The sequence below is a fragment of the Pseudomonas sp. S35 genome, from assembly GCF_009866765.1.
In the GTDB taxonomy this organism is placed as follows: Bacteria; Pseudomonadota; Gammaproteobacteria; order Pseudomonadales; family Pseudomonadaceae; genus Aquipseudomonas.
The window spans coordinates 1869519-1894363 of the sequence record NZ_CP019431.1 but is presented as its reverse complement, the minus strand read 5'-3'; the positions used below and the strand labels follow the sequence as shown (position 1 = coordinate 1894363).

The window sequence follows — 24845 nt, the reverse complement described above, 5'->3', positions numbered from 1 at the left end:
ACCTCACTAACAATACAAAATAAATTCAGTCAATGCCGGGCAGTGATAGCACTGCCTCTGCTAACCGCTGACTATGCTTACGGTAAGAATACCGGTTCACCACCCTGCGGCGACCTAGGCGTCCGAGACGGAGCCGATTTTCAGGGTTTAGCAGTAAATATTCAATTGCCTGCGCAATAGAGGCTGGGCTCAGGGGGTCCACAAATAGCGAACACCGGCCTACGACCTCGGGCACAGCCCCATTCTTACTGGTTATCACGGGGCAGCCGACGGCCAGGGCCTCAGCAATAGCGATGCCAAAGCCCTCATACAGGGTGGGCGACACATAGACCGTTGCACGCCTTAGAAGGTTAATTTTTTCCTCCTCGGTAACATGCCCCTTAAACTCAATATTTCCCGAACAACGCATAGTCGAGACAAAGGCTTTAAATTCTTCGTAGCCGGGACCTGGACGCCCGACCAACAACAACTTCGCCTCAACACCGCGCTCATAAAGTATTTCCAAAGCCTGGACGACCTCTCGAATACACTTGCGCTCTATATTATTTTTCTCCATCCAGCTGATGCAGAGTAAAACCGGCATCTCGGACGAGTTATCATCAACAGGTGCAGACTGAACAAGAGGACTGTAAAGATCAGTGTCTATGCCGTGATACACCAACCTTGGATTATTTACCTTCAAATTATTGACAACCGCATCATACTCACAGCCAGATACAAAGATGTTCATATGAGCAGTACGCAGCGCAATGCCGATCAGCTTTTTATACAACCAAGAGCGCCTGACAAAATCAGTACCAGACATTAGAGGCGTTGCATAATGAAATGCGCCTGCCACTACGCACTTGGCACCTTTAAAAAAGCTGACCACTATTGGCAGCAAAGAATAAGTCCACCACCAGACATACAAAACATCATACTGCGAAAAAAACAAATCCTTGAACTCGTTAGAGACCTTGACCTCGAAGCCCATTTCCTCCAACGCACGAATATCTTGTTCGTAAAACGAAACATCTGAAAGAATTTTCTTATCTGCCACCTTGGCAAAAAACAGTAACTTTTTTCTTTTATCGTTTAACACGGCTAACCATTCCCTTAATAAAATAAACTACCAGTACCAGTGGCAAAAGAAGGACATAATATCGAGCCAACAAAATAAATGCGGTCCCGGTCGCTTGAAAGAAAGCCGGCATCAAAAGGTACAGAGGTATCAAGATGAACTGCCAGCCCGCGACATAATCATTCAACCTTTTCTCCTTGACAACACGATCTAAAAACCCGAGAAAAAACGCAAACGCCGCCAGAAAAACGCATACCGAAATCTTACCAGAAATATCAGACAGCAAAAAATAATTGACCAGGGAATCATTGGGCCCACCATTTTCAGGATACTGATATACGCCCGCAGCAGCCAGAATCTGCCCAACGCCTGGAGAAACCCCATAAATTTTGCTCAGGAAAAAGTCAAATACGTAATAGATAACGGAGTGCGGCAGCTCATAACCTTCATACATATGGGTCTTTAGAATAATCATTGTGCCATCGAAGGTTGCTATCAATCTGACGGAAAACGCCTGTACGGCAGTCGACCAGCCCGCCACCGCCCCACCAAAAGAATAAACAATTGTAAAAGCCAAAAAAAACGTAGCTGTAACTGCCGCGACCAGCGATCGACCTAACTTTAAAGGCTCTTGAAACAAAACCACTGCAATAAGAATTGCCACATTGATAAATACACTTTTTTCTCCAAAGATATACCCACCAAAAGCCAATGCAAGCGCGACAATAGAAAACAACAGATAACGACGCACGACTAACAACATGAACGCAACACTGATAAGCGCGCCGTTTAAAAGCGACCAGACATAAGGTAACGCACCAGCATTAACTACCCAGTTAATTTTATCAATTTTGTAAAGCATAGAAAAATCGCTAATTAATAACTGCACAAACAGCACATACACGATGACCAGCACCCAAGTCAGGTTACGATAGAAAGTCGCTCTATTGTCAACCGAAAGACTACTGCGCGGCACTCGTAAAACTGGAGACCTGCTCCCCAACATTAAAAACACCAGGAAAATACAAACCAGCATCACTCCCTGAACCAGCTGCTCACTCCCCGCCCCCATCATGAGGAGTACTGCGCCGTAAAAATAGAGGCTCGCTAATGCGATAGGCCCCAAAAAACGCCTGATACCGCATGCGCCTGCCGTGACAACCAGCAGAAAAATCAACGCCGTGTAAAAGTAATCAGGGGTTAAGAGCTTGAAGTCTTCTAAGAAATCCATGATATGGCCACACAGGCACTGAACGTGCAGTAGACGTTGAAGTCATCAGACATGACGAGCCGCTTGGACCTTACGCAAAAAATCAATTACACGCCGAGAGACAAACACCTTCAAAATCATTCGTAAAAACTTGACAGGCGACGCGCACGCCACCCGCATACGATTCAACCCCAGTGACGTGGCAACGGCGCTCAATGATTTCATATTTTTCATTGAAAAATAATCTGAAGCTCCGCCGGTTGAGTACTCTGCGAGCGCTGTGTTGACGTAAACAGGGTTAACACACGCCCTTACTGCACTGGCCATGAACTCATAATCAGAGTGAAGCCCGAGACGCAAATCAAACTGCTGCTTGAAGTAGTCAGACTTCTTAAACATGAAGCCTTGATGGTGCATCGGAAAATCCAGAAAATTTGAATTACCAATGAAACCTGGCAAGAAACACTCATACAGACTTACAACACCGGTATTGATATTTTTTTGCTGAACATTGGCAACTATCAAATCAGCCCGGTTGACCTGAATGGCATCAACCACATCACCCAATGACAACAGGCGATCATCCGCCCCCAAAATAAGTACATAACTTTCTGCTTCGCAAAGCGCCAACCCTTTATTAAGCGCGTCGTAAATACCGTCATCGCGCTCGCTTCGCCACACCTTAATATATTGATCGTATTGACGTAAAATATTAATAGTTTCGTCAGTAGAGCCTCCATCCATCACAATAATATCAATATTTTTATAGGTATTATTGATGACACTCAGAAGCAACGCCTCAATTGTAGCCGCACCATTAAAAACAGCGACGACAATGCTAACAAGAGGAAGCTCCCCGGCAACAGATTTATCATCCATCATATCAAACCACCAAAAATTAAATCAGCATGCGATTTCAACCCATGAAACCATTGCCACCTATGTAGACGGATAAATCCGCGCTCACCACTACCTGTTGACAAATACGTTACACATCAGATGTTAGCAGACGCCCGCGCCTCATGTACATAAAGACTGTAATCGGCAACAACACTACAGAAACCAGCAAGGTCGCAATGGAACCGTACACTACACCAACCAACCCGAACTTATAGCCCATTGCCACCGACAGAGGGATATTAACCAAGGCTTGAACAATGGCGATCCACATCTGAATTTTTAACACACCAACACCATTTAAAAAGTACGCATATATATCGCTCCACACGCGCACCACCACCAAACAAAGCATCCCCATCAATAACCCGGAGTCGGGCGAAATCCTATATCCGGACCACAAAAATATTATTTCCCCACCAAAGAAAAACAGTATTAAAGCAGGCACAAGCAGCGCCAGCGCAACCATGTGTGATCTTATCAACGCGCCACGCATCCATGCATAGTCGCTGACAGCTGCGGCCCGGGTATAACCAGACCATAACGGAGACAAAAAAAGCGTATTAATTATCAATATCGAGCTAAAAACCTTAAAGATAAGTTCATACTCCGTCAGCGACTGTGGACCGAATAACTTAACGATAATAATTTTATCCGAGCTAAATATAGCCAGCACCGCCAACTGAATAATAAAAAACTGTCCGCCCAGCGAAGCAATGCTTTTGACCCTTGTCGAATTAAAATAACGCCAACGTGGCATTACCTTTTGATTATTTTTATAGAACAAATAAGAAACAAATAGCGTGGTAACGACCTGTGAAACGCCGTACGTCACGCACACGATCATTAGCGATGGGGCCGCAAACATGCTAAGTAGAAAAATAGCGACCAGCGCGATAAAGTTAACAAAGAACTGATGGGCGACCGTCAATGAGGTTTTTTGGCTTGCGTGCAAAACTTGAATAACCAACATCAGGGTAAAATTGACCAAAAAAAGAAAAACCATTGCCAGCATCGACCATTCAAGCTCAGCCCTTGAGATTGCCTGCGTATTAAAAACCGACTGCCAATTTACAAAAAAGTTAATGCTTAGAAAAATCAAAAACACTAACGTACTGACTGATGCAATTGATACATAAGCCGTCGCCACTAAAGTAGCTGATTCTGCATCATCTCCGCGAGACAGGCTTTCACTCAGCTTATTTCTTAACCCACTGCCCAAACCCAAATCAAAAAAAACAACCCAGGAGACAACGCTGAAAATGGCAACCCAAACACCAAACACCTCTCCCCCCAAATACCGAAGCATTAATGGGAGCAGCAAAAACGAACACAAAATGGCAAATACCTTAAAGAAGAGCGACCTCCAAAACTCTACAAAGTAACCCGCCGCAGCCCCAATAAAACCCACCTTCATACGTCAACTCTCTCTTCAGCATACAGACTTAAAAGCACTCGACTCGCTGCTTAGAACACCACATCAATTTTATGGATATATCTCATAATAGGTGCCTCTCGTGAACCGACCGCCTAACACCCCTTTACTCCTGACATTCACCAGGCACCTATAAATGGCGAAAAAAAGCGTGAGCGTATTGGCGAAATCAACATAGCTGGCACACTTTCCGAGCCACTAGCAGATGCCAGCATATAGCCACCTCGCTTACCACCCCTGCATCGTCGGTTTTCGGCTATTTGAACCTTGTACACGATAGGGACAGAACAACAGCGCGAGGATCAACATGGAGCGCCCGCTATAGGCCGTGCAGAGGCTTTTGCGCAACAGCCACCAGAACAGCCCTCAGGTAAAACGCCCCATACAGAAGCAACACAGGCCCAGCCGAAAAAGCAAAATGATGATACCACGACCCAGTGACTCTATCCGGTCACCGCGACCAATCCAAACAGAGAACGCAAGGCGTTGTAGCCCCGTCTATGTGATGAACCCGCCCCATCAACTGCCGTTAGCATATCCCCAACCCAGCAAGCGTATTCCGCCTACCCCCGCAAAAAAATACAGATTGATAACCCTTCAGTGATAATCAGTTATCATTCACCCAATGAACCATCAGGAACGGACTGCATCCCATGCTGGCTAAGGCTCCAGACTCAAAATACAACTTTAAAAAAAGCACTACGTATAGACCTGATATAGATGGCCTGAGAGCCCTTGCGATATTATCCGTTGTTATATATCACGCTTTTCCAGGCTCGCTTTCCGGTGGCTTTTCGGGAGTTGATATATTCTTCGTAATCTCTGGATATTTAATATTCAGCATAATACTCAAAGGATTGCAGACCAACACCTTCAGCTTTACCGAATTTTATGCACATCGGATAAAAAGAATCTTTCCGGCGCTCTCCATTGTCGTACTGTCTACCTACTTATTCGGCTGGACGGTATTATTTCCTGATGAGTTTAGATTATTGGGCAAGCATGTGTTTGCTGGCATGGGCTTTTATGAAAACTTTTTGCTGAGAAGCGAATCCGGGTATTTTGACGTTTCCTCAGAAACCAAACCCCTGATGCATCTGTGGTCCCTCGCCATAGAAGAGCAGTTTTACTTACTGTTCCCACTTATTGCGTGGCTGGGCTGGCGTATGAGAGTCAACTTGCTTATTATTGTAGTGATTTTGACTGCAATTTCTTTCAGCCTCAATATAACCGGCATAAATAAGAACATCGTAAAAACCTTCTTCATGCCCCAAACACGAGTATGGGAACTACTGTCTGGCGCCATACTGGCATATTTTGTAGTTCGACAGCACAGCAAAAACAACCCCCTTAACTTCGGCTTACCCCTTATTATCGAGCAACAGCTGGATACGCTGAAAAACATATCTTCGTTTCTTGGGATTTCGTTAATCATTTTCAACTTTATCTTTCTCAAAGAAACATATTTATTCCCCGGCTGGTGGGCCTTAGTCTCAGTACTGGGCGCTGTTCTAATCATATTGGCCGGACCGAGCAGCTGGGTAAATAGAACCCTGCTAGCCAACAAGCCGATGATATTTATCGGCGTGCTCAGCTACCCTCTTTATCTCTGGCACTGGCCCGTTCTAACCTTCTCCAGAATTCTACAGCCAGAAGCACCAGCCATCCTTTCAGGCACTGTTTGTATCATTATCAGCCTCCTGCTTTCCTGGCTGACTTACAGGCTAGTGGAAAAACCAATCCGTTTTGGCTCTACTACATGGGTGAAAACGGCCAGCCTTTGTATCGTCGCCTCACTGCTTGGCACAGCAGGATACGTGACCTATAAAAAAGACGGCTTCGCATTTCGATCAATTGTTGAAAAAAATCCTTTGATTAAACCAACGCCTATTGCCCAGAGCTTTGAACACCGGGGATGCGGACTAAACGCGGAAGACACAAAGGAGTTTTCGTTCTGCTCGACGGACTCACGCGGAAATGCGAAATTTGCGCTAGTTGGCGATAGTAAGGCAGCTGCTTTATTGCCAGGTATATTTAGCTATGAAAACCCTAATGGGTATTGGAAAGTCATCGGGGGGAACGGACGCAGTGGCCCGACTGTCCCCGTTATTAGTAATGCCGGCATTTATCAACAATACCAAACCCTCGCACATTTGACGCTGAAGGCCATCATCAACGATCCCAAACTTGAGGTTGTTGCTATTGCCACATCGACGCGCGCTCTCTTCCAACTGGATAACGACTACTCAATCGAAAAACTCCCGGCGAGCCCGAATAAACAATCGGCACTGGAAGGGCTCGACACCATGGTTTCAGAGATAATAAAAGCAGGCAAGAAGGTCGTTTTAGTGGTTGATAACCCAACGCTGCCAGACCCTAAAAAGTGTGTACCGAGGGAGACCTCTCTGGCCACACTGGATCTGTTATTCGGGCTCACCAAGCAAATGCCCTGCTCCATCAGCTATGAAAAACATGTGGAGTTGTCGGCCACTTACAGAGATATGCTCTACACCATCGAGAGACGGCATATTGGCTCAGTACGGGTATTCGACACACTCGACATATTGTGCGATACCACCACGCATATTTGCGGATCGGTGGCCGACGGGAGATTGGTATACGGATTTACAGATCATATTTCTGCTTATTCAAGCGTCCGAATTGCAGAGAAACTGATTCCCTTCATCGAGGCATTCTCATCAGAGACGCTGCTCTCAAAACGCGCGCTATGAGTCTTTTGCTTCCTCCTCTTCAGTAGGGGGGAGCAAAGCAGCTTGTTGCAAACCGATGCCTTTTTTTGCGCTCGCAAAAAGACTCTATCTAAACGGATCCTGCATCCACCTAGCCAGGGCTTGATAAACCCGCCATATTGGATGCAAATCAAAACACACTAACGCCCTACATCCACTCGATCAGGGCGATGATTACGCCGTACCAGCAACCCAATTAACGGGCCTACCAGCATGCCCACAATCAGAGCCAAGACCACAAATACCGACACTGGTAACTGAACCGAATTTAGCCCCAGAAACGACAGTGCAATACCTTGCTGATTTTCCAGCACGAAGGCCAAAACAGCCAAGCCCACGACGACAACGATCAGTATTAGTAAAACTCGCTTTGCCTTCAGCATAACGCCTCCCCTCTAAAAACCGCTCAGACGCCCTCTTCCTCGTCTTCGTTCACTCGATCCCGCAACTCTTTACCTGGCTTAAAGTGAGGTACAAACTTTCCATCCAGGCTCACCGACTGCCCGGTCTTAGGATTGCGCCCAACCCGCGGGGCACGGTAGTGCAGTGAAAAGCTCCCAAACCCGCGGATCTCAATACGGTCTCCGGTTGCCAGGCATTGGGACATTTGCTCAAGCATGGTCTTGATAGCCAGCTCTACATCCTTGGATGAGAGCAGCCCTTGATGGGTGACAATTCGTTCGATCAACTCCGACTTCGTCATATTTTTCCCTTCTTTTTCAAGTAGCTAGGAAAAGCGCTTCGAAGGTTTTAGCATGACTTGGAGAATTTGAACAGCCTATGTATCAACTTATCTGCTGACTGAATAAACACGCCCCACCAACACGCGCGCACTTAATTACAGATCACAAGCATAGTCCGCGTGACCGCGCCGGCGGGGTTCCAGCCAAACAAGTAGTCACCCTCTTCGTCCTTGGCGTCACTGGATCGAGTGATGACCTTGTAGCCTTGCATCTTGCATTCTCGGGCCGCACGCTTCTCGCATTTGTCCCAGCTATTACCAAGGCCCGAACAGTCAACCTGGATACCGCTGACGCCGCGCTTGGCGTGGGTTTTGGCGCTTGTGACGGAGCAGCCTGCAAGCATTACCACTACGAATACTACGATAAGCCTATTCATTAAAATCCTTATTGAAGCAACAACATGACTGAGCGCTATCAAGACTATAGTCAGTTCTGACACCTGGCTGTAAGCCTTGGTTCTAAGTTGTTGAATCAACGAATTTCAGGCACAAAAAAGGGCGACCGAAGTCGCCCTTTTTAACAGCTTTACAGAACTTAGTTCTGCTTAGCCATTGCTTCGCGCAGCAGGGAGGCCATGGTGGTCTCGCCTTGTGCAGCTTCCGGAGCCGATTTCAGGCTCTGGATGGCTTCTTTCTCTTCCACTTCGTCTTTCGACTTGATGGAGAGTTGGATTACGCGGCTCTTGCGGTCAACGCTGATGATCTTGGCTTCTACTTCCTGGCCTTCTTTCAGAACGTTGCGCGCGTCTTCAACGCGGTCACGGCTGATTTCGGAGGCTTTCAGAGTCGCTTCGATATCGTCGGCCAGAACGATGATGGCGCCTTTGGCGTCAACTTCTTTCACAGTGCCTTTAACGATGGCGCCTTTGTCGTTCTCTTGAACGTACTCGGAGAACGGATCGCTTTCCAGTTGCTTGATACCCAGGGAGATACGCTCGCGCTCTGGGTCAACCGACAGGATAACGGTGTCCAGCTCGTCGCCCTTCTTGAAACGACGAACAGCTTCTTCGCCAACTTCGTTCCAGGAGATGTCGGACAGGTGAACCAGGCCGTCGATGCCGCCGTCCAGACCAATGAAGATACCGAAATCGGTGATCGACTTGATGGTGCCGGAGATTTTATCGCCCTTGTTGAACTGGCCAGAGAAATCTTCCCATGGGTTAGATTTGCACTGCTTGATGCCCAAGGAGATACGACGACGCTCTTCGTCGATGTCCAGAACCATAACTTCCACTTCGTCGCCGACTTGTACGACTTTCGAAGGGTGGATGTTTTTGTTGGTCCAGTCCATTTCGGAAACGTGTACCAGGCCTTCCACGCCTTCTTCCAGCTCAGCGAAGCAGCCGTAGTCGGTCAGGTTGGTAACACGCGCGGTAACGCGAGTGCTTTCTGGGTAACGAGCTTTGATAGCAACCCATGGATCTTCGCCCAGCTGCTTCAAGCCCAGGGAAACGCGGTTACGCTCACGATCGTACTTCAGAACCTTGACATCGATCTCGTCGCCAACGTTGACGATTTCAGAAGGATGCTTGATACGCTTCCAAGCCATGTCGGTAATGTGCAGCAGGCCATCGACGCCACCCAGATCGACGAATGCGCCGTAATCGGTGAGGTTCTTGACGATACCTTTGACTTGTTGGCCTTCCTGCAGGGATTCCAGCAGAGCTTCACGCTCGGCGGAGTTCTCTGCTTCCAGGACGCTACGACGGGAAACGACAACGTTGTTGCGTTTCTGGTCGAGTTTGATGACCTTGAATTCGAGTTCTTTGCCTTCCAGGTGCGTGGTGTCGCGCACAGGACGAACGTCGACCAAAGAACCTGGCAGGAACGCACGGATGCCGTTAACGTCGACAGTGAAGCCGCCTTTAACCTTACCGTTGATAACGCCCTTGACCACTTCTTCAGCTGCGAAGGCTGCTTCGAGAACAATCCAGCATTCAGCGCGCTTGGCTTTTTCACGGGACAGCTTGGTTTCACCGAAACCGTCTTCAACCGAGTCCAGAGCAACGTGAACTTCGTCACCGACATTGATTGTCAGATCGCCAGCATCGTTGTAGAACTGTTCCAGCGGGATCAGAGCTTCAGACTTCAGACCAGCGTGAACGGTTACCCAGCGAGCTTGGTAATCGATATCAACGATAACACCGGTGATGATGGAGCCTGCCTGAAGGTTCAGGGTTTTTAGGCTTTCTTCAAAGAGTTCCGCAAAGCTTTCGCTCATTTTAATTCCTGTTGATAAGGGCGAAGAATACGCCCATCTCCACACCCCAGACGGTGTGGGTCAGTTTCAGTTAAAAGAAGCCACCGCAGGACTATGACTGGTCCCCTGCGGCCTTCTTGATCACCCGGCGATATCGCGAATGGCGATTTCACTCAAGATGCGTTCCAGCACCTGCTCGATGGACAACTCCGTGGAATCCAGCTGTATGGCATCAGCCGCCGGTTTGAGCGGGGCTACTGCGCGCTGGGTATCACGCTCATCGCGTGCACGGATCTCATCTAGCAGACTCGACAGACTAACACCATCGACTTTGCCCTTCAACTGCAAGTAGCGGCGACGAGCCCGCTCCTCGGCGCTGGCGGTCAGGAAAATCTTCAGCGGTGCCTCGGGAAACACCACCGTGCCCATGTCGCGACCATCGGCTACAAGGCCCGGCGGCTCCTGAAAAGCCCGCTGGCGCTGCAGCAATGCGTCACGCACGGCAGGCAGCGCGGCAACTTGGGACGCCCAAGAGCCGACTTGTTCGTTACGCAGATCATCCGTTACATCATCGCCTTCCAGGATGATGCGCTGGGGATGACCTTCCGTCGCGCCGACGAACTGCACGTCCAGGTGCGCCGCCAGCAGCTTCAGGGATTCTTCGTTGGTCAGGTCAACGCCATGATTGCGTGCGGCAAACGCCAGCAAGCGGTACAGCGCGCCGGAATCCAGCAGACACCAGCCCAGGCGCTTGGCCAGGATACCGGCGATCGTGCCTTTGCCCGAGCCGCTAGGCCCGTCGATGGTAATCACCGGTGCTTTGATATTCACAATTGAGCCTCTTGGGCAACACGGATGCCGACATGGGCACACAGTGTAAGAAAGTTCGGAAAAGACGTAGCAACATTGGCGCAGTCATGGATACGAATCGGCGCTGTAGCCCTCAAGGAAGCTACGCTGAACGCCATTGCAATCCGGTGATCGCCCTGGGCATGCACATCACCGCCACCGATCAAGCCACCATCAATGATAATCCCATCAGGCGTCGGTTCACACTTGACGCCCAGCGCCAGCAGACCGTCGGCCATCACTTGGATACGATCGGACTCCTTCACGCGCAGTTCTTCAGCGCCTCGCAAGACCGTGCGCCCCTCAGCGCAGGCTGCCGCCACGAACAGCACCGGAAACTCATCGATTGCCAGCGGCACCAGCGCTTCAGGAATCTCGATACCCTTCAGCACAGCCGCACGCACACGTAGATCAGCGACCGGTTCGCCGCCCACTTCGCGCTGGTTTTCCAGGGTGATATCAGCCCCCATCAGCCGCAGGATATCGATCACCCCGGTACGGGTCGGGTTGATGCCGACATGTTCCAGCAACAGCTCGGAGCCCTCGGCAATCGAGGCAGCCACCAGAAAGAACGCCGATGAGGAAATATCCCCTGGCACTTCAATATGGGTCGCCGTCAGCACATGGCCCGACGCCACCGACGCGGTAGCGCCCTCGACCGCCACCGGGTAACCAAACCCGCGCAACATGCGCTCGGTGTGGTCGCGGGTTGGCGCCGGCTCTGTCACCGCAGTACTGCCTGCGGCGTAAAGCCCGGCCAGCAAGAGGCTGGACTTGACCTGGGCACTGGCCATGGGCAGCGTATAGTTCATGCCTTTGAGCGATTGACCACCACGAATGGTCAGCGGCGGGCGTCCTTGCGGACCGGTCTCAATCACCGCACCCATTTCCCGCAATGGCTTGGCCACACGGTTCATCGGGCGCTTGGACAGAGACGCATCGCCGGTCAGCACACTGTCGAAGCTTTGCGCTGCCAGCAACCCGGACAACAGCCGCATGGACGTGCCCGAGTTCCCCAGGTAAATCGGCCCCGGCGGCGCCTTCAAACCCTGCAAGCCCACACCGTGAATGATGACGCGTCCATGGTGCGGGCCTTCAATGACCACGCCCATGTCCCGGAATGCCTGCAAGGTCGCCAGGGCATCTTCACCCTCCAGGAAGCCTTCGACCTCGGTCACGCCCTCGGCCAATGAACCCAGCATGATCGAACGATGGGAGATCGACTTATCGCCCGGCACCCGGATGCGCCCGCTCAAGCGGCCGCCGGGGCTGGCGATGAACGTCAGGTCATCGGCGCTCACAGCAGTTTCCATATAGGCCCGGCGCGCCAGGATCTTGCTGAAATGCTCGCGGGCCACTCGCGCACGAGTGAACACGCCGAGTAATTGATGGCCATCGCCCGCGTCGACCGCATCGCGCAAGGCGTCGAGGTCACTGCGGAAGGTGTCCAGGGTGCGCAACACCGCCTCGCGATTGGCAAGGAAGATGTCGTGCCACATCACCGGGTCGCTGCCGGCAATCCGCGTGAAATCGCGAAAGCCACCGGCGGCGTAACGGAAAATCTCCAGGTTTTCGTTGCGCTTGGCCAAGGAGTCCACCAGACCGAATGCCAGCAAATGCGGCAAATGACTGGTCGCCGCCAGCACTTCGTCGTGGCGCTCGACCTGCATGTGTTCGACATCCGCCCCCAACTCACGCCAGAGCCGATCCACCACGGCCAACGCGGCCGGGTCGGTTTGCTCAAGCGGCGTCAGGATCACTTTATGCCGACGGAACAACTGTGCATTGGACGCCTCCACCCCGCTCTGCTCGGACCCGGCAATCGGATGGCCCGGCACAAAGCGCGCAGGCATAACGCCAAAGGCCAGTTGCGCGGCGCGCACCACATTGCCTTTGGCACTGCCGACATCCGTGAGAATCGCGTCGCCCAGATCCATGCCGGCCAGCAACACCAACAACTTCTCCATGGCCAGGATCGGCACGGCGAGCTGGATCACATCCGCGCCCTGGCACGCGAGCGCCAGGTCAGCTTCACAACGGTCCACCACACCCAGCTCAACCGCCAGCTTGCGTGATTGCGGGTCGAGGTCCACGCCGACCACTTCACCGCACAGCCCGCTTTCGCGCAGGCCTTTAGCGAAGGAGCCACCGATCAAGCCCAGGCCCACCACCACCAGGCGACCGATCATAGGCACAGCAGGTTGCAATGCAGTGACATCACCCACGAGCCAGAACCTTGGCCAGCGCCTCCAGGAAGCGGCTGTTTTCAGCCGGCAAACCGATGGTGATGCGCAGGTGGTTCGGCATGCCGTAGTTGGCCACCGGACGCACGATCACGCCTTCGCGCAACAACCCCTGGAATACAGGCGCGGCCACTTGGCCGAGGTCGACGCAAATGAAGTTACCCTTGGACGGGATCCAGCCCAGGCCCAACTCACGGAAGCCTTCCTGCAACTGCAGCATGCCGCTTTCGTTGATACGGCGACCTTCTGCCAGGTACTCGGCATCCTTCACCGCCGCACAGGCGGCCGCCAAGGCGAGGCTGTTGACGTTGAACGGTTGGCGCACGCGGTTTAGCACATCGGCCACCACAGCCGTGGACAGGCCGTAGCCAACCCGCAGCGACGCCAGGCCATAGGCCTTGGAGAACGTACGCGAGACCAGCAGGTTCGGGTACGCCGCCAGGAAGTCCAGGCCGTCAGGCAAGTCGCTGCCTTCGGCGTATTCGATGTAGGCCTCGTCGAGCACCACCAGCACGTGCTCTGGTACGTCCTGCAGGAATTCGTTCAGCGCCTGCTCATCGAACCAAGTGCCGGTCGGGTTGTTCGGGTTGGCGATAAACACCACGCGAGTCTGGGCATCGATGGCCGCCAGCATCGCCGGCAGGTCATGGCCCCAATCTTTCGCAGGAATCACCCGTGCATCAGCGCCAACGGCCTGAGTGACAATCGGATAGACCGCAAACGCGTGCTCACTGAACACCGCATTCAGGCCCGGCGCCAGGTAGGCACGACCGACCAGCTCAAGAATGTCATTGGAGCCGTTACCCAGGGTCACCTGGTTCAGCTCGACCCGGCACTTTTGCGCCAGCAATGACTTGAGGGCAAAACCGTTGCCATCCGGATAACGGGTCAGCTCGGCCAGCTCTTCACGAATCGCCGCCAGCACCTTGGGGCTCGGGCCCAGCGGGTTCTCGTTGCTCGCCAGCTTGACGATCTTCGACGGATCCAGGTTCAACTCACGCGCCAGTTCGTCCACAGGCTTGCCCGGGACGTAAGGCGACAGTTGTTGCACGCCCGGCTGAGCCAGGGCGAGGAAGTTGCCACTCATGTTAACGCCTCACAAAACCGCTTTCGGGTAAGAGCCCAGCACCTTGAGTGCCACGGCTTCCTGACTGATCTTCTCCAGCACGCCCTTGACCAGCGGGTCGCGGTGATGGCCGATGAAGTCGATAAAGAACACGTAGGTCCATTTACCGCTGCGCGAAGGACGAGTCTCGATGCGCGTCAGGTCAATCCCGTTGTCATGGAACGGCACCAGCAGTTCATGCAGCGCGCCGGGCTTGTTGCTCATGGAAACGATGATCGAGGTCTTGTCGTCGCCGGTCGGCGGCACTTCCTGGCTGCCGATCATCAGGAAGCGCGTGGAATTGTCCGGACGGTCCTCGATTTTCTCGGCCAGGCGCGTCAGGCCGTACAGGCCCGCGGCCATATCGCCGGCAATCGCCGCCGAATTCCACTCACCCTTGACCCGTTTGGCGGCCTCGGCGTTGCTGGACACTGCCACGCGCTCGACATTCGGGTAATGGGCGTCCAGCCACTTGCGGCACTGGGCCAGGGACTGGGCGTGGGAGTAGATGCGGCTGATGCTGTCGGTCTTGGTGTTCTCGCCCACCAGCAGGTGGTGGTGGATACGCAGCTCGACCTCACCGCAGATCACCATGTCGTGCTCAAGGAAGCTGTCCAGGGTGTGGTTGACCGCGCCTTCGGTGGAGTTTTCCACCGGCACCACGCCAAAATTCACCGCACCGGCCGCCACTTCACGGAACACTTCGTCGATTGCCGCCATCGGCTTGCTGATCACGGCGTGGCCGAAGTGCTTCATGGCCGCCGCCTGGGTAAATGTGCCTTCAGGCCCGAGGTAAGCCACCTTCAGCGGCTGCTCCAGCGCCAGGCACGAGGACATGATTTCACGGAACAACCGCGCCATCTCTTCGTTGCCCAACGGGCCCTTGTTGCGCTCCATCACGCGCTTGAGCACCTGGGCTTCACGCTCGGGACGATAGAATACCGGCACTTCGCCTTCAGCCAGGGACGCCATCTTCACCCGTGCCACTTCCTGGGCGCACCGCGCGCGCTCGCTGATCAGCTCCAGGACTTTCTCGTCCAGGCTGTCAATGCGCACGCGCAGGGCCTTGAGCTCTTGTTCAGACATTAGCCGTGTTCCTTTTCGAACTCTGCCATGTAGGCAACCAGCGCGTTGATCGCGTGGATGTCGACAGCGTTGTAGATGGAGGCGCGCATGCCACCCACCGAGCGGTGACCCTTGAGGTTCAACAGGCCGCGCGCGTCGGCACCGGCCAGGAATGGCTTGTCCAGACGGTCGTCGGCCAAGCGGAACGGCACGTTCATCCACGAACGGTCGCTGAGGTTGATCGGGTTGCTGTACAGGCCGCTGGCGTCGATGAAGTCGTACAGGGTGCGCTTCTTCTCTTCGTTGAGCTTGCCCATGGCGGCGACGCCGCCTTGCTCTTTCAGCCACTCAAAGACCAGGCCGGACAGATACCAGGCGAACGCCGGTGGGGTGTTGTACATCGAGCCGTTATCGGCCGCGACCTTGTAGTTGAGCATGGTCGGGCACAGCGAGCGGGCACGACCCAGCAGGTCTTCACGGATGATGTTGACCAGGATGCCGCTCGGGCCGATGTTCTTCTGCGCACCGGCGTAGATCATGCCGTACCTGGACACATCGATAGGCCGCGAGAGGATGTCCGAGGACATGTCACACACCAATGGCACGTCGCCGACTTCCGGCACCCAGTCGAATTCCAGGCCGCCGATGGTTTCGTTCTGCACGTAGTGTACGTAGGCAGCATCCTTCGACAGCTTCCACTCGTTCTGACCGGGAATTGCGAAGTAATCGTAGGGCTTGGCGGTACCGGCCACATTGACGTGACCGTAGCGCGAGGCCTCTTCAATGGCCTTCTGCCCCCAGATACCGGTGTCGATATAGTCGGCCGTGCCATCTTCCGGCAGCAGGTTCAACGGGATCTGGGCGAACTGCTGGCTGGCGCCGCCTTGCAGGAACAGCACTTTGTAATCGGACGGGATGTCCAGCAAGTCGCGCAGGTCCTGCTCGGCCTTGGTGGCTATGGACACGAACTCATCGCTACGATGGCTCATTTCCATCACGGAGAGGCCTTTTCCATGCCAGTCGAGGAGTTCACCCTGCGCGCGCTGCAGGACTGCTTCAGGAAGCGCCGCGGGACCGGCACAGAAGTTATAGGCTCTCTTGCTCACATCCAATCTCTCTGATCTGGTGGGACTGCAATCATGTTCGGCAACGCTCTCTACTGGAGCGGACCCTTGTGGGAACTGGCTTGCCTGCGATACAGGCGCCTCGGTTCTTCAGTGACACCGCGGTGATGCCATCGCAGGCAAGCCAACTCCCACATGTTTCAAAGGGGACAAACAACAAGGGGGCGAATCTTCATCCGCCCCCTTTGTGTCCGCTTATTCCTGCGGTTCTTCTTCGTCTGCGGCAGCGTCGAGGGTTGGCTCGTCGACGTTGTCATCGCCTGCTGCGATCACCTCGCCTTCAAACACTTCGCCTTCCAGCTCTTCGCCTTCGACTTCCGATGGCTCCTGAACACGCTCCAGGCCCACCAGCGTCTCATCGCTGGCCAGCTTGATCAGCGTCACGCCCTGGGTGTTACGACCCAGGCTCGACACTTCAGCCACACGGGTACGTACCAGGGTGCCCTGGTCGGAAATCAGCATGATCTCCTCGCCGTCGAGCACCTGCACCGCGCCGACCAGACGGCCGTTGCGGTCGTTGCTGACCATGGCGATCACGCCCTGCCCGCCACGCTTGTACTCCGGGAACTCGCTGATGGCGGTGCGCTTGCCATAACCACGCGCCGAAGCGGTGAGGATCTGGCTGCCTTCTTCAGGGATCAGCATCGAAATCAGCTTCTGCCCTTCTGGCAGACGCATGCCGCGTACACCGCGGGCAGTACGGCCCATTGCGCGAACGTCGGATTCCTTGAAGCGCGTCACTTTGCCGCCGTCGGAGAACAGCATGACTTCACGCTCGCCATCGGTGATGGCCGCGCTGATCAGTACGTCGCCTTCGTCCAGCTCCAGGGCGATCAAGCCCACGCTGCGCTGGCGACTGAAGGATTCCAGCGGGGTCTTCTTCACGGTGCCTTTGGCGGTGGCCATGAAGATGAAGTGACCTTCGGTGTATTCCTCGACCGGCAGCATGGTGGTGATGTATTCATCACTGTCCAGCGGCAGCAGGTTGACCAGCGGACGACCACGGGCGGCACGGGAGGCTTCCGGGATCTCGTAGGTTTTGAGCCAGTACACCTTGCCCTTGCTGGAGAACAGCAACAGCGTGGTGTGGCTGTTGGCGACCAGCAGGTGAGCGATGTAGTCCTCATCCTTCACGCCGGTAGCCGACTTACCTTTGCCACCACGGCGCTGGGCCTGGTACGCAGCCAATGGCTGGGTCTTGGCATAGCCACCGTGGGAGATGGTCACCACGCGCTCTTCTTCCGGGATCATGTCACCCAGGGTCAGGTCGAGGCGGGCATCGAGGATCTCGGTGCGGCGCACATCGCCGTATTCGGCGCGGATCACTTCCAGTTCTTCGCGGATTACTTCCATCAGGCGCACGGCGCTGTTGAGGATGCGGATCAGCTCGCCGATCTGGTTGAGGATCTCCTGGTACTCGGCCAGCAGCTTCTCGTGCTCCAGGCCGGTCAGGCGGTGCAGGCGCAGTTCCAGGATGGCCTGGGCCTGTTCCGGCGACAGGAAATACTTGCCGTCGCGCAGACCGTATTGCGGGTCCAGGGTCTCCGGGCGGCACGAATCGGCGCCGGCACGCTCAACCATCGCCACGACGGCGCTGGATTCCCACGGCATCTTGATCAGTGCTTCCTTGGCTTCCGACGGCGTCGGCGAAGCCTTGATCAGGGCGATGACCGGGTCGATGTTCGACAGCGCTACAGCCTGACCTTCCAGGATGTGGCCGCGCTCGCGGGCCTTGCGCAGTTCGAACACGGTACGGCGGGTGACCACTTCGCGGCGGTGACGCACGAAGGCTTCCAGCAGGTCCTTGAGGTTCAGGATGCGCGGGCGGCCGTCGATCAGGGCAACCACGTTGATACCAAACACGCTTTGCAGCTGGGTCTGGGCGTAGAGGTTGTTGAGGATAACCTCAGGCACTTCGCCACGACGCAGCTCGATCACCACGCGCATGCCGTCTTTGTCGGACTCGTCGCGCAGCTCGGTGATGCCTTCGAGCTTCTTCTCTTTGACCAGCTCGGCGATCTTCTCGATCAGACGCGCCTTGTTCAACTGGTACGGCAGTTCGGTGATGACGATCTGCTGGCGGCCACCGACCTTGTCGATGTCTTCGATCATCGAGCGGGCGCGCATGTAAATGCGGCCACGACCGGTGCGGTAGGCTTCGATGATGCCGGCGCGGCCGTTGATGATCGCGGCAGTCGGGAAGTCCGGGCCGGGGATGTATTGCATCAGCTCATCGACGGTCAGCTCAGGGTTGTCGATGAGGGCCAGGCAACCGTCGATGACTTCGCCGAGGTTGTGCGGCGGGATGTTGGTGGCCATGCCCACGGCGATACCGCTGGAACCGTTGACCAGCAGGTTGGGAATACGGGTGGGCATGACGGCCGGGATCATTTCGGTGCCGTCGTAGTTCGGCACCCAGTCCACGGTTTCTTTATGCAGGTCGGCCAGCAGCTCGTGCGCCAGCTTGGTCATGCGCACTTCGGTGTATCGCATGGCCGCGGCGTTGTCGCCGTCGACCGAACCGAAGTTGCCCTGGCCATCTACCAGCAGGTAGCGCAGGGAAAACGGCTGGGCCATCCGAACGATGGTGTCGTACACCGCAGTGTCGCCGTGAGGGTGATACTTACCGATCACGTCACCGACAACACGGGCAGATTTCTTGTACGGCTTGTTCCAGTCGTTACCCAGCTCGCTCATCGCGAACAGCACACGCCGGTGCACGGGCTTCAAGCCATCGCGCGCATCAGGCAGTGCCCGACCGACAATTACGCTCATCGCGTAGTCGAGGTAGGACTGTTTCAGCTCGTCTTCGATATTGACCGGGAGGATTTCTTTGGCCAGTTCGCCCATGAGAAGCCTGATTCCTTTTTCGGGTGAAACCTCGTCACATCCATATGGGACGAACGAAGCTCGCCGCTGCCGACAGAGTGCCTGGCAACGACTTACGACAAATCAACGAGTTATGACACGGATCTGCACGTTATAGGCCACCCCTCGGGGCGACCCTGGAAACCGCCGGATGTTATCACAATCGCCGCCACGCACCTATCCCCCTGATGCGCATGGAGGCTAGTAATTTGACGGATGACAGGCGTGAGGGAGACGAGAGGGGCTCAGAGGCGCGGTGGTGCCATTTTTTGAGATCGGATCCGAGGGTTTTGTTGACTTTAAAGGCCAATCGGGGGCATGCCCCTCCCACACTTGAAGTGTGAACACCGACAAAATGTGGGAGGGGGCTTGCCCCCGATAGCCATTTCACTGGCACAACGCCCCTCAATGCAGCCGCTTACGGCACATCAACTTGGCCAATTTCGCCGTATCCGGCCGCTCAACCACGCCCTTCTCGGTCACAATCACATCAATCAGGTCGGCCGGAGTCACATCAAATACCGGATTAAACGCATTGACCTCCAAGCGCTGCCCCATGACCTCCAGCAGCTCGCCGGCATCCCGCTCTTCCAGGGCGACATCATCGCCAGTCGCCATCATCAGATCCAGGGTTGAACTCGGCGCCACCACCATAAAGCGCACGCCATGGTGCATGGCACACACCGCCAACTGGTACGTGCCGATGGTACTGATCACATCACCATTGGCCGCGATGCAATCGGCGCCGACGATCACCCAGGTCACGCCCTTGGTCTTGAGGATATGCGCGCCCGCCGAGTCGGCATTCACCGTCACCGCGATGCCCTCGCCTGCCAGCTCCCAGGCCGTCAAACGCGAACCTTGCAGCCAGGGCCGGGTTTCATTGACATAGACATGCTCGATCAGCCCCTCCAGGAAGGCGCCGCGAACCACCCCAAGGGCGGTACCAACACCGCCTGTCGCCAAGGCGCCGGCGTTGCCGTGGGTGAGGATCGCCTGGGCGTTGCCTTGGTGCTTGCGAATCCGCTCGACGCCCAACTGAGCCATGACGAGGTTGGCCTCTCGATCACTTTCATGGATCGCGATGGCCTCGGCTTCCAGCACCGCCAGCGGATCGGCGTGCTTCTTGACACGGTCCAGGCGGTCGCGCATGCGCTTGAGGGCCCAAAACAGGTTCGATGCAGTCGGGCGGGTATCGGCCAGCAGTGCGTAGTCTTCTTCCCACGCAGCCTGCCAGTCGCCGCCTTCGGCGATGCGTTCACGGGCGGAAAGCACCAGACCATAAGCCGCACTGATGCCGATGGCGGGGGCACCACGCACGACCATCGCGCGAATGGCTGCGGCCACTTCATCCGCCGTGGAGCAGGCCACCCAGCGTTCCCGGGACGGCAAGGCACGCTGATCGAGCAGATGCAGCGTGCCGTCGCGCCAATCGATGGCCTTTACTTTCTCCGCAGCCAACAGTCGATCGCGCATCCCTTACTCCGCACTCATGAACAAAAGCGGCCGATTATAGCGATCCGCCAGCCGGGACGCTCGGGTATACTTCGCGCTTCTTTTATAGCTGCCTGGGAAGAAGCCCGCGATGACCTCCACTGCCGCCCCGCTCGACCTGCTGTTGCTGCCAACCTGGCTGGTACCGGTCGAACCTGCTGGCGTGGTGCTTAAAGCACATGGCCTGGGCATCCGCGACGGACGCATTGCTTTTATCGGCCCACGGGCAGCGGCGTTGAAGCTGGCGGCCACCGAGGTGCGCGAGCTGCCGGGCATGTTGCTCAGCCCCGGCCTGATCAACGCCCACGGGCATGCGGCGATGAGCCTGTTTCGCGGCCTGGCCGATGACCTGCCGCTAATGACCTGGCTGGAAAAGCACATCTGGCCCGCCGAGGCCAAATGGGTCGATGAAACCTTCGTACGCGACGGTACCGACCTGGCGATCGCCGAGCAGCTCAAGGGCGGCATCACTTGCTTCTCCGACATGTACTTCTACCCCAAGGTTGCCAGCGACTGCGTGCACAACAGCGGCATGCGCGCGCAGATCGCGATTCCGATCCTCGACTTCCCGATCCCCGGCGCCAGCACGGCCGATGAGGCGATTCGCCAGGGCATCGAACTGTTCGGCGACCTCAAGCACCACCCACGCATCAAGATCACCTTCGGCCCCCACGCACCGTACACCGTGTGCGATGACAACCTGGAAAAGATCCGCGTGATCGCCGAAGAGCTGGACGCCGCGATCCATATGCATGTGCACGAAACCGCCTTCGAGGTGCAGCAAGCCGTCGAGCAGACCGGCGAGCGCCCGCTGGCGCGCCTGGGTCGCCTTGGGCTGCTGGGGCCGCGCTTCCAGGCCGTTCATATGACCCAAATCAGCGAGGACGACCTGGCTTTGCTGGTAGAAAGCAACACCAGCGTCGTCCATTGCCCGGAATCGAACCTGAAACTGGCCAGCGGCTTTTGCCCGGTGGAGCGTCTGTGGCAGGCTGGGGTCAATGTGGCCATCGGCACCGACGGTGCCGCCAGCAACAATGACCTCGACCTGTTGGGCGAAACCCGGACAGCGGCGATGCTGGCCAAGGCCGTCGCCGGCTCGGCCACCGCCCTGGACGCGCACCGTGCACTGCGCATGGCTACGCTCAACGGTGCGCGGGCCATGGGGCTGGAAAGCGAGATTGGCTCCCTGGAAGTAGGCAAGGCGGCGGATATCGTCGCGTTCGACCTGTCGGGGCTGGCGCAACAACCGATCTACGATCCGGTCTCACAGCTTATATATGCCACCGGACGCGATTGCGTGAAACACCTTTGGGTCGCCGGCAAGCAGTTGCTCGATGACCGGCAATTGACCCGCATGGATGAACGCCAGTTGACCGCCACGGCCATTGCCTGGGGCCAACGCATCAGCGGGCACAACGAATAACGCTGGCCCTGAACCCGCGTGTTCAGGACTGACACACCGATTTATCAGATTTAGAGGATTCACCATGAGCAACGTCGACCACGCCGAAATCGCCAAGTTCGAAGCCTTGGCTCACCGCTGGTGGGACCGCGAAAGCGAGTTCAAGCCCCTGCACGACATCAACCCGCTGCGGGTCAACTGGATTGACGAGCGCGTCAACCTGGCCGGCAAGAAGGTGCTGGACGTCGGTTGCGGCGGCGGTATCCTCAGCGAAGCCATGGCCCAGCGCGGCGCCACGGTGATGGGCATCGACATGGGCGAAGCACCGCTGGCCGTAGCCCAACTGCACCAGTTGGAGTCCGGCGTGAGCGTGGAATACCGCCAGATCACCGCCGAAGACCTGGCAGAAGAAATGCCCGAGCAATTCGATGTGGTCACCTGCCTTGAGATGCTTGAGCACGTGCCGGACCCTTCCTCGGTCATCCGCGCCTGCTTTCGCATGGTCAAGCCCGGCGGCCAGGTGTTCTTCTCCACCATCAACCGCAACCCCAAGGCCTACCTGTTCGCGATCATCGGCGCCGAATACATCATGAAGCTGTTGCCACGTGGCACCCATGACTTCAAGAAATTCATCCGCCCGTCCGAGCTGGGCGCGTGGAGCCGCCAGGCCGGGCTGACCGTCAAGGACATCATCGGCCTGACCTACAACCCGCTGACCAAGCACTACAAGTTGGCCAGTGACGTAGACGTCAATTACATGATCCAGACCCTGCGCGAGGAGTAAGCCTGTGAAGTTGCGAGCGGTTCTCTTCGACATGGACGGTACCCTGCTGGACACCGCGCCGGACTTTATCGCCATCTGCCAGGCCATGCGCGCCGACCGTGGCCTGGCGCCGATCAATCCCCAACACATCCGCGATGAAATCTCCGGCGGTGCGCGGGCGATGGTCGCCGTGACCTTCTCGATGGACCCGGAGTCGCCGGGCTTCGAGCAATTGCGCCAGGAATTCCTGGAGCGCTACCTGAAGGACTGCGCGGTTCACAGCAAGCTGTTCGACGGCATGGCTGAACTGCTGGCAGACATCGAGAAGGCCAAGCTGGTCTGGGGCGTGGTCACCAACAAGCCACTGCGTTTCGCCGAACCGATCATGCTGCAACTGGGCCTGGCCGAGCGCTCGGCCCTGCTGATCTGCCCGGACCACGTGAAAAACAGCAAGCCAGACCCGGAGCCGATGATCCTGGCGTGCAAGATGCTCGGCCTGGACCCGGCCAGCGTGTTGTTCGTGGGCGATGACCTGCGCGATATCGAGTCTGGTCGCGATGCCGGCACGCGCACGGCGGCGGTCACCTATGGCTACATCCACCCGGACGACAACCCACGCCACTGGGGCGCGGACGTGGTGGTGGATCACCCGCTGGAACTGCGCAAGGTGCTGGATAACGCACTGTGCAGTTGCTGACTGTTCGCCGGTTTTGCTGACTCATGAAAAACCCATGTGGGAGGGGGCTTGCCCCGATAGCGGCGGGCCAGTCAATAAATGCAGGGACTGACACACTGCAATCAGGGGCAAGCCCCCTCCCACATTTGGATCTTCACTGCGCTCAAGATGGGTGTTTGTAACCCGCTGAATTCTGTCGAGGCTATTTATGTTTGATTACTGCGCACGCCCAGAACTGCTCAAAGGCCGCGTGATCCTTGTAACCGGTGCCGGTCGCGGGATTGGCGCAGCGGCGGCAAAGACGTATGCCGCCCACGGCGCCACCGTATTGCTGCTGGGCAAGACCGAAGCCAACCTGGCCCAGGTGTACGACGAGATCGAAGCAGCCGGCCATCCGCAGCCAGTGGTGATTCCGTTCAACCTGGAGACCGCCCTGCCCCATCAATACGATGAGCTGGCAGCGATGATCGAAAAGGCATTCGGCCACCTCGACGGCCTGCTGCACAACGCCTCGATCATCGGCCCACGCACGCCCATCGAGCAGTTGTCTGGCGAGAACTTCATGCGGGTGATGCACATCAACGTCAACGCGATGTTCATGCTCACCAGCACCCTGCTGCCGCTGCTCAAGCTGTCCCCGGACGCGTCGTTGGTGTTCACCTCCAGCAGTGTCGGGCGCAAGGGCCGGGCGTATTGGGGGGCTTATGGCGTGTCGAAGTTTGCCACTGAAGGCTTGATGCAGACACTGGCCGACGAACTGGACACGGTTGCGCCGGTGCGGGCCAACAGCATCAACCCAGGCGCTACGCGTACCAGCATGCGGGCTCAGGCGTATCCGGCTGAAAACCCAATGGACAACCCGACGCCAGAAGAAATCATGCCGGTGTACCTGTACCTGATGGGGCCGGACAGCACCGGGATAAATGGGCAGGCATTCGACGCGCAATAAGCGAGCCCTGCCG

Annotated in this window: 20 protein-coding genes; 5 read left to right on the top strand and 15 right to left on the bottom strand. The window is 55.9% G+C overall.

Annotated elements, in window-relative coordinates; translation table 11 throughout:
* Positions 1–25: 25 nt before the first annotated feature.
* The 4 genes from PspS35_RS08505 to PspS35_RS08490 form a co-directional block, all read right to left on the bottom strand.
* Positions 26–1081: a glycosyltransferase family 4 protein gene (locus PspS35_RS08505; RefSeq protein ID WP_159933550.1), complete on the bottom strand. Its 1056-nt coding sequence runs from the start codon at positions 1079–1081 to the stop codon at positions 26–28.
* Positions 1068–2291 (bottom strand): hypothetical protein, encoded by a 1224-nt coding sequence (locus tag PspS35_RS08500; protein ID WP_159933549.1) that lies wholly within the window; start codon positions 2289–2291, stop codon positions 1068–1070. The genes PspS35_RS08505 and PspS35_RS08500 overlap by 14 nt, the downstream gene beginning before the upstream one ends.
* 45 nt (positions 2292–2336) lie before the next feature.
* On the bottom strand, positions 2337–3152 hold the full coding sequence (locus PspS35_RS08495) for a glycosyltransferase (protein WP_159933548.1): 816 nt from the start codon (positions 3150–3152) through the stop codon (positions 2337–2339).
* Between the two features lie 106 nt (positions 3153–3258).
* Complete coding sequence (locus tag PspS35_RS08490) at positions 3259–4584, bottom strand: hypothetical protein (RefSeq protein WP_159933547.1); 1326 nt, start codon at positions 4582–4584, stop codon at positions 3259–3261.
* Positions 4585–5255: 671 nt separating this feature from the next.
* On the opposite strand from PspS35_RS08490, the gene PspS35_RS08485 reads away from it, so the two are divergent.
* Positions 5256–7334, top strand: a complete 2079-nt coding sequence (locus PspS35_RS08485; RefSeq protein ID WP_159933546.1) for an acyltransferase family protein — start codon at positions 5256–5258, stop codon at positions 7332–7334.
* Positions 7335–7492: 158 nt separating this feature from the next.
* On the opposite strand, the gene PspS35_RS08480 is transcribed toward PspS35_RS08485, so the two are convergent.
* The 11 genes from PspS35_RS08480 to mtnA all read right to left on the bottom strand — a co-directional run bounded on the left by PspS35_RS08480 (position 7493) and on the right by mtnA (position 21024).
* Positions 7493–7735, bottom strand: a complete 243-nt coding sequence (locus PspS35_RS08480) for a lipopolysaccharide assembly protein LapA domain-containing protein (RefSeq protein WP_159933545.1) — start codon at positions 7733–7735, stop codon at positions 7493–7495.
* A 23-nt stretch (positions 7736–7758) separates the two neighbouring features.
* Positions 7759–8055: an integration host factor subunit beta gene (gene ihfB, locus PspS35_RS08475; RefSeq protein ID WP_003218804.1), complete on the bottom strand. Its 297-nt coding sequence runs from the start codon at positions 8053–8055 to the stop codon at positions 7759–7761.
* Between the two features lie 131 nt (positions 8056–8186).
* Entirely contained in the window at positions 8187–8471 is a 285-nt protein-coding gene (locus PspS35_RS30215) for a hypothetical protein (RefSeq protein ID WP_159933544.1), read from the bottom strand.
* 158 nt (positions 8472–8629) lie between these two features.
* On the bottom strand, positions 8630–10315 hold the full coding sequence (gene rpsA, locus PspS35_RS08465; RefSeq protein WP_016975322.1) for a 30S ribosomal protein S1: 1686 nt from the start codon (positions 10313–10315) through the stop codon (positions 8630–8632).
* Positions 10316–10435: 120 nt separating this feature from the next.
* Positions 10436–11125 carry a (d)CMP kinase gene (gene cmk / locus PspS35_RS08460; RefSeq protein ID WP_003172653.1) on the bottom strand — a complete coding sequence of 230 codons (690 nt, stop codon included), beginning with the start codon at positions 11123–11125 and terminating at the stop codon, positions 10436–10438.
* The gene (locus PspS35_RS08455) at positions 11122–13332 is read right to left on the bottom strand and encodes a bifunctional prephenate dehydrogenase/3-phosphoshikimate 1-carboxyvinyltransferase (protein ID WP_159938007.1); all 2211 of its coding nucleotides are present in this window, start codon (positions 13330–13332) and stop codon (positions 11122–11124) included. The genes cmk and PspS35_RS08455 overlap by 4 nt, the downstream gene beginning before the upstream one ends.
* Positions 13333–13360: 28 nt before the next feature.
* On the bottom strand, positions 13361–14473 hold the full coding sequence (gene hisC / locus PspS35_RS08450; protein WP_159933543.1) for a histidinol-phosphate transaminase: 1113 nt from the start codon (positions 14471–14473) through the stop codon (positions 13361–13363).
* 9 nt (positions 14474–14482) lie between these two features.
* Positions 14483–15577 (bottom strand): prephenate dehydratase, encoded by a 1095-nt coding sequence (pheA, locus tag PspS35_RS08445; protein ID WP_003172650.1) that lies wholly within the window; start codon positions 15575–15577, stop codon positions 14483–14485.
* Complete coding sequence (serC, locus tag PspS35_RS08440; protein WP_159933542.1) at positions 15577–16662, bottom strand: 3-phosphoserine/phosphohydroxythreonine transaminase; 1086 nt, start codon at positions 16660–16662, stop codon at positions 15577–15579. The genes pheA and serC overlap by 1 nt, the downstream gene beginning before the upstream one ends.
* Before the next feature lie 213 nt (positions 16663–16875).
* Positions 16876–19530, bottom strand: a complete 2655-nt coding sequence (gene gyrA, locus PspS35_RS08435; RefSeq protein ID WP_159933541.1) for a DNA gyrase subunit A — start codon at positions 19528–19530, stop codon at positions 16876–16878.
* 423 nt (positions 19531–19953) lie between these two features.
* Positions 19954–21024 (bottom strand): S-methyl-5-thioribose-1-phosphate isomerase, encoded by a 1071-nt coding sequence (gene mtnA / locus PspS35_RS08430; RefSeq protein WP_159933540.1) that lies wholly within the window; start codon positions 21022–21024, stop codon positions 19954–19956.
* 109 nt (positions 21025–21133) lie between these two features.
* Between mtnA and PspS35_RS08425 the strand changes: the two genes are divergently transcribed.
* The 4 genes from PspS35_RS08425 (at position 21134) to PspS35_RS08410 (ending at position 24832) form a co-directional block, all read left to right on the top strand.
* Positions 21134–22465, top strand: a complete 1332-nt coding sequence (locus PspS35_RS08425; protein WP_159933539.1) for a TRZ/ATZ family hydrolase — start codon at positions 21134–21136, stop codon at positions 22463–22465.
* Positions 22466–22529: 64 nt separating this feature from the next.
* The gene (gene ubiG, locus PspS35_RS08420; protein WP_122305469.1) at positions 22530–23228 is read left to right on the top strand and encodes a bifunctional 2-polyprenyl-6-hydroxyphenol methylase/3-demethylubiquinol 3-O-methyltransferase UbiG; all 699 of its coding nucleotides are present in this window, start codon (positions 22530–22532) and stop codon (positions 23226–23228) included.
* A 4-nt stretch (positions 23229–23232) separates the two neighbouring features.
* A complete protein-coding gene (gene mupP / locus PspS35_RS08415; RefSeq protein ID WP_159933538.1) occupies positions 23233–23904 on the top strand; it encodes an N-acetylmuramic acid 6-phosphate phosphatase MupP in 672 nt (223 codons plus the stop codon).
* Between the two features lie 187 nt (positions 23905–24091).
* A complete protein-coding gene (locus PspS35_RS08410) occupies positions 24092–24832 on the top strand; it encodes a YciK family oxidoreductase (RefSeq protein WP_159933537.1) in 741 nt (246 codons plus the stop codon).
* Positions 24833–24845: the final 13 nt, after the last annotated feature.

Coding starts and splice junctions, on each gene's coding strand:
- PspS35_RS08500 (WP_159933549.1), bottom strand. CDS start 2,291: ATGGATTTCTTAGAAGACTTCAAGCTCTTAACCCCTGATTACTTTTAC.
- PspS35_RS08495 (WP_159933548.1), bottom strand. CDS start 3,152: ATGATGGATGATAAATCTGTTGCCGGGGAGCTTCCTCTTGTTAGCATT.
- PspS35_RS08490 (WP_159933547.1), bottom strand. CDS start 4,584: ATGAAGGTGGGTTTTATTGGGGCTGCGGCGGGTTACTTTGTAGAGTTT.
- PspS35_RS08485 (WP_159933546.1), top strand. CDS start 5,256: ATGCTGGCTAAGGCTCCAGACTCAAAATACAACTTTAAAAAAAGCACT.
- PspS35_RS08480 (WP_159933545.1), bottom strand. CDS start 7,735: ATGCTGAAGGCAAAGCGAGTTTTACTAATACTGATCGTTGTCGTCGTG.
- ihfB (WP_003218804.1), bottom strand. CDS start 8,055: ATGACGAAGTCGGAGTTGATCGAACGAATTGTCACCCATCAAGGGCTG.
- PspS35_RS30215 (WP_159933544.1), bottom strand. CDS start 8,471: ATGAATAGGCTTATCGTAGTATTCGTAGTGGTAATGCTTGCAGGCTGC.
- rpsA (WP_016975322.1), bottom strand. CDS start 10,315: ATGAGCGAAAGCTTTGCGGAACTCTTTGAAGAAAGCCTAAAAACCCTG.
- PspS35_RS08455 (WP_159938007.1), bottom strand. CDS start 13,332: ATGATCGGTCGCCTGGTGGTGGTGGGCCTGGGCTTGATCGGTGGCTCC.
- hisC (WP_159933543.1), bottom strand. CDS start 14,473: ATGAGTGGCAACTTCCTCGCCCTGGCTCAGCCGGGCGTGCAACAACTG.
- pheA (WP_003172650.1), bottom strand. CDS start 15,577: ATGTCTGAACAAGAGCTCAAGGCCCTGCGCGTGCGCATTGACAGCCTG.
- gyrA (WP_159933541.1), bottom strand. CDS start 19,530: ATGGGCGAACTGGCCAAAGAAATCCTCCCGGTCAATATCGAAGACGAG.
- mtnA (WP_159933540.1), bottom strand. CDS start 21,024: ATGCGCGATCGACTGTTGGCTGCGGAGAAAGTAAAGGCCATCGATTGG.
- PspS35_RS08425 (WP_159933539.1), top strand. CDS start 21,134: ATGACCTCCACTGCCGCCCCGCTCGACCTGCTGTTGCTGCCAACCTGG.
- ubiG (WP_122305469.1), top strand. CDS start 22,530: ATGAGCAACGTCGACCACGCCGAAATCGCCAAGTTCGAAGCCTTGGCT.
- PspS35_RS08410 (WP_159933537.1), top strand. CDS start 24,092: ATGTTTGATTACTGCGCACGCCCAGAACTGCTCAAAGGCCGCGTGATC.